At 31.1% G+C, this 8,770-nt stretch carries 8 protein-coding genes; 4 read left to right on the top strand and 4 right to left on the bottom strand.

The genetic code is table 11. From position 1 onward, the window contains the following. Positions 1-461 (top strand): C1 family peptidase (locus tag ACIQ56_RS11100; protein WP_397601126.1); only part of this gene is annotated, 461 nt, incomplete at its 5' end. A 5-nt stretch (positions 462-466) separates the two neighbouring features. On the opposite strand, the gene ACIQ56_RS11095 is transcribed toward ACIQ56_RS11100, so the two are convergent. The 3 genes from ACIQ56_RS11095 to ACIQ56_RS11085 are packed head-to-tail and all read right to left on the bottom strand — an operon-like array spanning position 467 to position 4,459. Further along, positions 467-946, bottom strand: a complete 480-nt coding sequence (locus tag ACIQ56_RS11095; RefSeq protein ID WP_397601125.1) for a hypothetical protein — start codon at positions 944-946, stop codon at positions 467-469. Beyond that, positions 943-2,376 carry a hypothetical protein gene (locus ACIQ56_RS11090; protein WP_397601124.1) on the bottom strand — a complete coding sequence of 478 codons (1,434 nt, stop codon included), beginning with the start codon at positions 2,374-2,376 and terminating at the stop codon, positions 943-945. Before ACIQ56_RS11090 ends, ACIQ56_RS11095 begins: the two co-directional genes overlap by 4 nt. 1 nt (position 2,377) lies before the next feature. After that, complete coding sequence (locus tag ACIQ56_RS11085; RefSeq protein WP_397601123.1) at positions 2,378-4,459, bottom strand: Hsp70 family protein; 2,082 nt, start codon at positions 4,457-4,459, stop codon at positions 2,378-2,380. 82 nt (positions 4,460-4,541) lie between these two features. On the opposite strand from ACIQ56_RS11085, the gene ACIQ56_RS11080 reads away from it, so the two are divergent. Then, the gene (locus ACIQ56_RS11080) at positions 4,542-5,489 is read left to right on the top strand and encodes a phosphatidate cytidylyltransferase (protein ID WP_397601122.1); all 948 of its coding nucleotides are present in this window, start codon (positions 4,542-4,544) and stop codon (positions 5,487-5,489) included. Between the two features lie 118 nt (positions 5,490-5,607). Next, positions 5,608-6,957, top strand: coding sequence for an N-acyl amino acid synthase FeeM domain-containing protein (locus ACIQ56_RS11075; protein ID WP_397601121.1), 1,350 nt, complete (start codon positions 5,608-5,610; stop codon positions 6,955-6,957). Between the two features lie 132 nt (positions 6,958-7,089). On the opposite strand, the gene ACIQ56_RS11070 is transcribed toward ACIQ56_RS11075, so the two are convergent. Continuing rightward, the gene (locus tag ACIQ56_RS11070) at positions 7,090-7,527 is read right to left on the bottom strand and encodes a hypothetical protein (protein WP_397601120.1); all 438 of its coding nucleotides are present in this window, start codon (positions 7,525-7,527) and stop codon (positions 7,090-7,092) included. Between the two features lie 532 nt (positions 7,528-8,059). Here ACIQ56_RS11070 and ACIQ56_RS11065 point away from each other — a divergent pair. Next, complete coding sequence (locus tag ACIQ56_RS11065) at positions 8,060-8,695, top strand: hypothetical protein (RefSeq protein WP_397601119.1); 636 nt, start codon at positions 8,060-8,062, stop codon at positions 8,693-8,695. Positions 8,696-8,770 lie beyond the last annotated feature (75 nt).

The following is an 8,770-nucleotide window of genomic DNA, read 5'->3' as shown; positions in this document are numbered from 1 at the left end:
ACAAAACCCAAAAGATTGGTTGCCTTGGAATTATCTCGATACCATCAACAAAATCAAAAACCACTCTCTATAAAAAATTTACTAGCATTCATTTTGTTTGTAAAATGCACTTATTGGTAGGACACGCGGCAATAGATAACGGAAATAGAGTAGTCATAGGCACAGCCTTAGCAGATATTAAAGGAAATCACGTTTCCGTTAATGGTTTTGATGTAAAAGTGGATGATGGGGACTTTAATCATGGAGGTCTTTGGGCTTGTAAGCAACCAGGAGATCATACAAATTACTGTCCAGAAAAACCAGAGGCAGGCCATGAAGTTGTTGTCATTGGATATGATGATGGTCAAAAATTATTAAAAATTAGAAATTCTTGGAGCTCAGACGCAGGTGACAGTGGAAACTTTTATATGACTTATGCTTTCTTTAATGCAATGGCTATGGACCAAACCGTTATAAAATAAAATTATTATTTAAAATTTTGAATTAATCTTTTTAATGCGAGCCGTGAGTGAATCATAGGCTCTGCATTTTCTTTATCCCAAATAGAACCTTCTTTAAAATTTAAATTACTTTCTGGTAAAGGAACAAATCCACTTTGCCAAAACCAATTTAAACGACTTCTTGGATTACCAAGCAATTCAGCGGAAGGACGCCATTCAATATGTTTTTCTACAAATTGATCTGGTGGATAACGAAGTTGAAGTATTTTATATCTTTTTTTCACTACAGATTGTGGTGACCATATTTCAATTCCAAGACTGGAAGCCGCTTTAGAAGGAGAAAGATTTTCTGCTGGTTGAGCAGAAGACCATTCGCTTCCAATTTCTTCGCATGGTGTTTTCCCTTTAGGAATAAGCTCAAGTCTCAGCAATTTAATTTCACTTGCCGCTCTTCTTCTTGGAACAATCATATTTTCTTCAAATTTTTCATCGTAAAAATAATTCATTCGTTAACAACCTTGTTTTGAGAAATAACATTACGAATATATTGAATGAGTTCTTCATTATTTTTATTTATTTTTACATTATTATCTAAATAATGGGTTAAAGCATTTATTAAAATTTGTTTATCGGAATCGCTCATGTTTGTCTTTTTATTATGAACAACTCGATTTGAAATGTCATGAGGAAAAGTCTCTGGCATTTGAATTGTTGTTGCAATATCAGATAATAAATTGGAATCTAAAGAATTAGGCAATACTTTTTTAAAGAAACAAATTGCATACATAATGCATAATAATAAATGATGATCTTTAGAATAACTCCAACAAAAGGCTTTGAGAGCAGATGATGGATCAAATGAAAGCTTCCATTCATAAGGTCGTTTATTTATGATATCTATAGCATTTAATGAAAAGTCATGACCCATTGCACTTTGCACAGCTTGAAGTAACAAATGAGAAGACATATCTTCTTCATTTAATTTAATGCGTGATTTAGCAAATTTTTCTAACAACGGAAGTACTTCATCACAATATCGATGCCTGCTTACAGAAGCTGGTAAAAATATTTTTTGAACACCTGATAGCAAAACTCCCGAGGTGGCATCTAATTCAGAATAAATATCTTCTGAAAGATTTTTATAGCTCATAAATTGAGTAAGCCATTCTTGAAAATCACAAAAAGATTGAAGACACCATTGAGCTAAAGTATCTCTTCTTAAATTCATTTTTAAGACAACTTCTTCAAAGGCTTCTTCATTTTTTTTATTTTGTTCTTGCTGAAGTTCAACATAAATTCGACCGTATTCAACAGCTAAAATCGAATTTAAATGCTCCCAGTCGTCTATTAATAAACAAATTTCTCGTTGGACTGTTCTTATTCTAGCTATAAGAGATCTTTCATCAGAAAATTCATTAAAAAGACTAAGTTCACAAACTTTTGAAACTGGCATACATTTTGGCTCATGCGCACTTTCAACAACACCAAAACGAATCCCGTCTTCACTTAATGATACTGCAAAATCTTGTTTATTTTTGGTTAAAAAAACAGAACCAATTCCATCAATATTATAAAAATGAACTAAGGTTCTAAATTGATAATTTCGATCATTTAATCCAAACCAATAATAAAGAGTTAAATTAACAATTTTTTCTGTTTCTGAAAGAATCTCTTTAATATTTTCTACAGATTCTTCTGCTAAACCAATTTTAGCAAAAATATTTATAAAAAATTGAATTATATTTTCTGCCGTTTGTTCAGCACTTTGTTTTATTTCATAGTCATGTTTAAATTCAGAATCAAAAATACCTCTATATTTGGCTAAAAAGTTTTTAAATTCGTGAATTTTTGTTGGAGCAAGTAAATAATCTTCAAAAATAGAAAAATCATTTTCTATTTCAATTGCAATTTTTTTTATAAATGAATTTTTTATCAACTTATTTACCCTCTAGCATAGAAAGTAATTCAATCTCAACACTTTCAATATCTTCATCGTTATCTTGTCCCTGTTGTGACTTTAATAATAAGTCGGAATATTGAGACAATAATTGTGATACTTTAAGAAACTCTAAGGAAGCAGAATCCATTTGTGATAATCTTCTTTTAGCTCTTAAAATTAATGCATTCATGATTCCTGAATTCAAATTTAAATCAGAATTAAACTCATTCTCATTTTTATTTGTTTTACCCCCAAAAGGAAAAGACAGAATATTTTTTTCTTCTTTGTAAATTGTTTTTATCTCTTTTGGATTCACATTTGCATATATTTCATCAACGCTGTCCGTTTTCACGTCAATAAATGGATTCATATCTTCTTGGCCAAGAGATGTCCAGCCTGTAACCTCACCGGTTCTGCTATCAAATTGCGCTTTTGCTTCATTCTTAGTACCTAATTGTCTTGCAAATACTTGTACCATTCCATTTACATCATAGGTCAATTGAATTTCACATCTTGTTCCCTTAGGACATGGTTGCTCTAATTCAAAAAGAAAAGATCCGATCAATCTATTTTCTCCAACGGTATCTCCATCACCTTGAACCACAACAACATGAACTGCATGTTGATTATTACAAATGGTATTAAAAAACTCAGATCTTCTTGCAGGAAGAGCACTATTTCTATGTAAAATAGGAGCAACAAATAACATTTTTTGTAGTTCTTTATTAAATTCTTCAATACGAGAACCTAATTTACGGTGAAGTTCTTGCTCAGATATAGGGTATGGAATACCAAATTTTTTTGCTACAATTTTAAAGTTTTCATTAATAGACTCTGTATTTTCGACAACACCAATTCCTAAAGTATGGCTACAGACATCAACTAAAATTGTATCTGGTTGAATTCCTAGAATGATTGCTGCTTGTAAGGAAGCCCCCCAGCTCACCGCTAAATCGGGTTCAAGTCTAGCATCAACCATACAAGGAAAATAATCGGAAAGCATTTTTCGAACTAAACTTAAACGAGTACTTCCGCCAACAAGAAGAATGCGAGAAATATTTTTTGGACTTCGCTTTGCAGCATGCATGGCACTTTCAGTTAAATAAAGTGTTCTTTGCAATGTAGGTGATATTAAATTTTCGAATTGTTCTCGATTTATTTCGACTTGTATACTACAACCTTTTCCATCAAGATCTGGATGAGAAACCTCAACTAAACCTTCTGTTTGAAGAGTTTTTTTAGCATTTTCTGCGTGCACTAATAAATTACGATACAGCTCAGAATCTTTTAAAGCACGGCGCGCCACTAATTGAGGATGGACTTTTGTTAAAAGAAATTGAGCAACGGCGTCATCAATATCATCACCACCTAAATGAACATCACCTTCACTACTTAATACATTAAAAACAAAACCATCTCTATCAACAATACTGACATCAAAAGTTCCGCCACCAAAATCAAAAACAGCAAGTGTTTCTTTATCGTTTTTTTTATCTTCGGGCATCATACTGTAAGCGAGTGCTGCAGCTGTGGGTTCATTCACAATTCTTAAAACATGAATTCCTACTTTTTCAGCTGCTGCAATCGTAGCGAGCCGTGCGGCATCGTCAAAATGTGCTGGCACAGTGATAACGGCCCAAATACCACCAAATTTATTTTTTTCTTCTTGTAATACAGGGTGTAAGACTAAATAATTTAAAACCAAAGAAGCGATTTCTTCGGGAGTATAAGACTTTTCATTTGATTTAAAATAAGAGGCGCTTTTACCCATATTTTTTTTAGTACTTTTTATAACTTCTGATGGCTCTGTATCTAACTTTCTTTTTGCTTGTTCCCCAATAATATCAATATTATTTTCAGAATTAAAATATACCATTGAAGGAACTAATAAAGTATCTTCATATTTTAAGGTAACAGGATGGGTTGCACCATATGAAAATACGGAAACTACTGAGTTTGTTGTTCCAAGATCTATCCCAATTGCAGACACTTCTGGAGGAAGCATCTTAATTTCACTAGAACTAAACAATACATTAGCTGATTTATCTTTACTCTTTTTCTTAAACTGAAGAACATTCATATACTAGACTCCAAAGTAAGCGACTATTTAGGTCGCAGGAATGTCTATTTGATAGACTTTGATTACTATGGCATATTGCAGAATGCAAACCGGCCAAACCGGAATGGATACTTTTCAAATTTATAAGATTGGTTTTTTATATATGCTCAAAACTCGTTTATTAACTGCAACCATTTTTTCAGCGCTTATCGTATATGTTTTAAGCTTTTCACCAGAACATCTTTTTCCTCATCTATTTGTTATCATAATAACAGTAGCCATTTTTCTTTCCGGAACCGAGTTTGCAGCTCTTCGTTGGAATATCATGGACGGCTCTATTGCCGTAGAACAACCTAGACCAAAGTTAAAAGCAAAACATTTTGCAATTGGATTTTCATATGCATTTTTAATTGTTTCCTATTATATTTCAACATATATTTTTGAAAAACAACCCCAAAAAATACTTATTATTCCTATTAGCTGGACATTTCTTTGTTTTTTTATTTCAGCAATACTTATATATAGAAGAGCTCATGACATGCATACGGCATCGAATAAGCTTTTAAATGTCATTGCTGGTTTTATCTATCTTGCCCTGCCTGCTGCTTGTTTGCTGAAATTAAGCATGATCCAATTTGATGGCTCTTACCGAAGCGCACAACTCTATTTTTGTTTAGCAACCATTCTTATGGGAGATACGGGAGCTTATTTTATTGGTTCTCGTTTTGGAAAACATAAACTCATTCCTAAGGTTTCTCCTAAAAAAAGTATTGAAGGAGCTATTGGAGGTTTGCTTTTTAGCGGCTTAACAGCTCTTGTTTTATCTCATTTTTTCAACCTCCCCTTTCCTGCATGGTATGCGATTCTTATTGGAATATGTATGGGAATTGCGGGTCAGTTAGGAGATCTCATGGAAAGCGCTTTTAAACGTGCAGGAGGTTACAAAGATAGTGGCAATTTGCTTCCAGGACATGGCGGATTTCTCGATCGCATTGATTCCCTAATATTAGGAATCCCTGTCGCCTTTCTCTTTTTTTCTTTATATAAATAATTTGACTCTTTCATGCGTTCCTCTTTCTAATTCATTCCTTTCTTCCGAAGAGCATTTAGTAAAAATTTAATAAACGAACGAATTTAATCTTTTAAATTCGTTTTTTGTGGAATTGATTATGACCGATACAATAGAAAATCGTAGAGATACTCGAAGAAGCGTTTTTATTGGTGAAGGTATAAAAATTTATATAAAAGACGAAGATGAAGCGAGATCAATTCATGGAGAAATTACAGATATCTCACCATGGGGAAGTAACATTTATATTATTGATCAAAAATTATCAACATATCCCAAAAAAGGCGATACCGTAAAAATATATTATGAAACTCGAAATAAAAAAAATTCCTTTTGTCGTGGCAGAGTTGTTTGTATTCTTGAAAACACAATCGAAGAAATTAAATATTTAAGATATGGAATTGAGTTTATTAATGATAATAATCCTAAAAGCGATATTAAAAATTATGAAATTCCAGATATTTTTTCACCACATTGCTGGTGTGAAGACCCTTTCTTTTTTCATGAAAAATTAATTTTTAAAATTAAAAGTATTCATTCGACTGGAATGATTTTAATGACATCTGCTAGAAATAAAACTCTCATTCCTAATTTAGAACTACAACTAAAAGTAAGCATTCCTGCAGGAGATGAGTTTTTTGTTAATGTTAAAATAGAACAAACAATAAACTCTAATAAACCGTCTGAAAAAGATAAATATTATGTGCACGTAAAATTTGAAAAAACAAATTCAAAATTTTTACAAGTTATGGTTGAATATATTTTGTTTTGTGGAGTTGAAGTAACACCAAAAGAGCTAAGAGAAAATAATTTACCTGTAGATATTATTGAAAATAGCTTATCCTATTATTATGCATTAGATAAATTTGATATGGAAAAAGTAATTCAACTTAGAAAAATAGGTTTATTTGAATCCATTAAAATAAATAATGAAAATAATGACGAAATTTATAAAGATAAATATGATAACTATTCAAGACAAGTATTATGTAAAGTTGGAAAAAAACCTGTTGCATGTATTCGAATTATTTATAATTTAAGAGATAAAAATAAAACGGAAATGAATCAATTCGTAAATGAAGTACCAGAATGGCTTTGGTCAAAAAAATTTGTTGAAATTTCAAAATTCGCATGGGATAAAGATTACAGAGAAAGCGATGTTTTTATAAATATGATTAGGCAAATTGTTCGCATTGTAATTGAATCTGGGCACACTCATATCATTGCAAATGCTCCAGAGCCTTTAAAACCTTTATATACTAAAGTGGGATTTATCGCCTTAAATTATCAATGGAAAGAAGAGTTTGAAGAATCAAAAGCAAAAGAGTCTTTATTAATTCTTGATGCGAAAGGAATTTTAACTGGTGAAGTTCTTATTGAGAAATTTATTTGGAATAAAATTTATTCTCGCGTATCTCATTATCTTGGATTAGCAAATACAGAAACATAATTTATGAATATCCTGTTTTGGAATATTTATTTCATTTTTTAATGATTCAATTAAATTTTTAAAATTATCAATATCATTCGTTGCTATTTTCTCTTTATTTTATGTTTTAACACGTGAATTTGAAAACTCTTACTATAACGGTTCTATAATTTTTGTTCTGGGGACACACATATCGGAACTATCTGTTTGCTGTGAAGTAAAGAAGCAATAAGAGATTTTTGCTACCCCAGCAAATAATTTTCTTTCTTTTCCAAATAAAAACCATCCTGAAAATTTCGAATAGGCTGCTTGTGCATATAGAAAGGATGGGCCAAATTGTTTTTGACATTCACTTTGAAACTCAATTACTTTATCTTCTTCAATTTGAAAATAATTGATTACTCTATAAATATCTTCGTTAATATTCGCATATTGGCTCTGCCATTCCCCATTTACAGAAACAAATTGATTATTAATTACTAACCAATTCCAAGACTTATTTCTTGAAGTGCATATTACATATATTTCTTCTGCATAAACCTCATTCATAATAAAAATGTTACTAAGAATAAATAATAATATTTTAATCACTTTAATTAACCTCCATGTTAAAAAAAAGGTTCTTTTGCAAAGAAATAAAAGTAACAAAGCTTTACAACAGAACCTTACAAACAAAGATCAAAGATAAATTGGTAACCAGCTAATTATTGCGGCCCTCTTTGGAAAATCGTCAGGAGCGAATTGTGGGGTAGTCCGGCTCAGATTAGACCACCTTGAATATTTTCCATCGGCCCAAATTAATCCACCTCAGACCCAGTGGTAAATAAGTCCCGCCCAAATTAAATGGTGTGGCCCCACTTTAGTTGACTATAGCTTAAAGAGTAGGCTAGATACCAGCGGACTGCCATTATTATAATCATTCACTCTGTATGCTTCCACTTGAAATCAATCTCTACTTCCTCCAATAACAATCCAAGGAAGATACTATACTCTCAATTGAACATTTTTTGAAACAGAACCCTATTTTTCCTACAGAATTCACTTAATTTTTTTTTTCTACCGATTAATACTAAATTCATTTTAATAACAATTTTTATTCTATGTTTATGTTAGAAAGGAAAAAATGATTCACCAATATTTTTCAACTAAATATAATCATTTTGTTTGTAGCTTAATAAGTATTATAGGGTTTTTATTTTTAATTTCATGTAGTAAAGGAAGCGTAGGGATTAATAATAAGGATAGCGGTTCTGCTTCGCAAAACTCAAAAAGTGATACCAAACCAGCAGACTCCAAGCCTTTGTTTTCATTAAAAGAATCATATACTATTAAAGCTCAAGTGAATAAAACTTTAGATCAGGAAATTGAGATTAAAAATCCAAACAGCATGCCAATAATATTTGAGGATTTTATACTACAAAAAAATCCTAATCATTTATCTATCTTAGAAAATGATTGTGTAATAAATCAAAAGAAAACCAATTCTTGCAAAATTAAATTAAAATACAGTCCCACTCAAGATGAAAATAGTTCAGCAATATTAATTGTTACCTATAAATATCCATCTTTTCCTGAAACTTTTACAGAACTACTCACTATTCTTTATTCCTCCACTCCAGCTGATACTTCAATAATAAATAACAACAATAATAATTCTACTAATAACGGAAATATAAATAATAATACAATCATTAATAATCAAACTACTAACAATACAAATAACAACAATTGGTATGATCCCCGAAAAGTGGACTATTAAATTTCATAATTTTCTTCATATTCTAAAGGTGCATGATAATCAAGGGCAGAATGAGCACGAATTCGATTATAAAAC

It is taken from the genome of Silvanigrella sp., assembly GCF_044369315.1.
GTDB lineage: Bacteria > Bdellovibrionota_B > Oligoflexia > Silvanigrellales > Silvanigrellaceae > Silvanigrella.
This window is presented reverse-complemented; position numbering and strand designations above follow the sequence as displayed.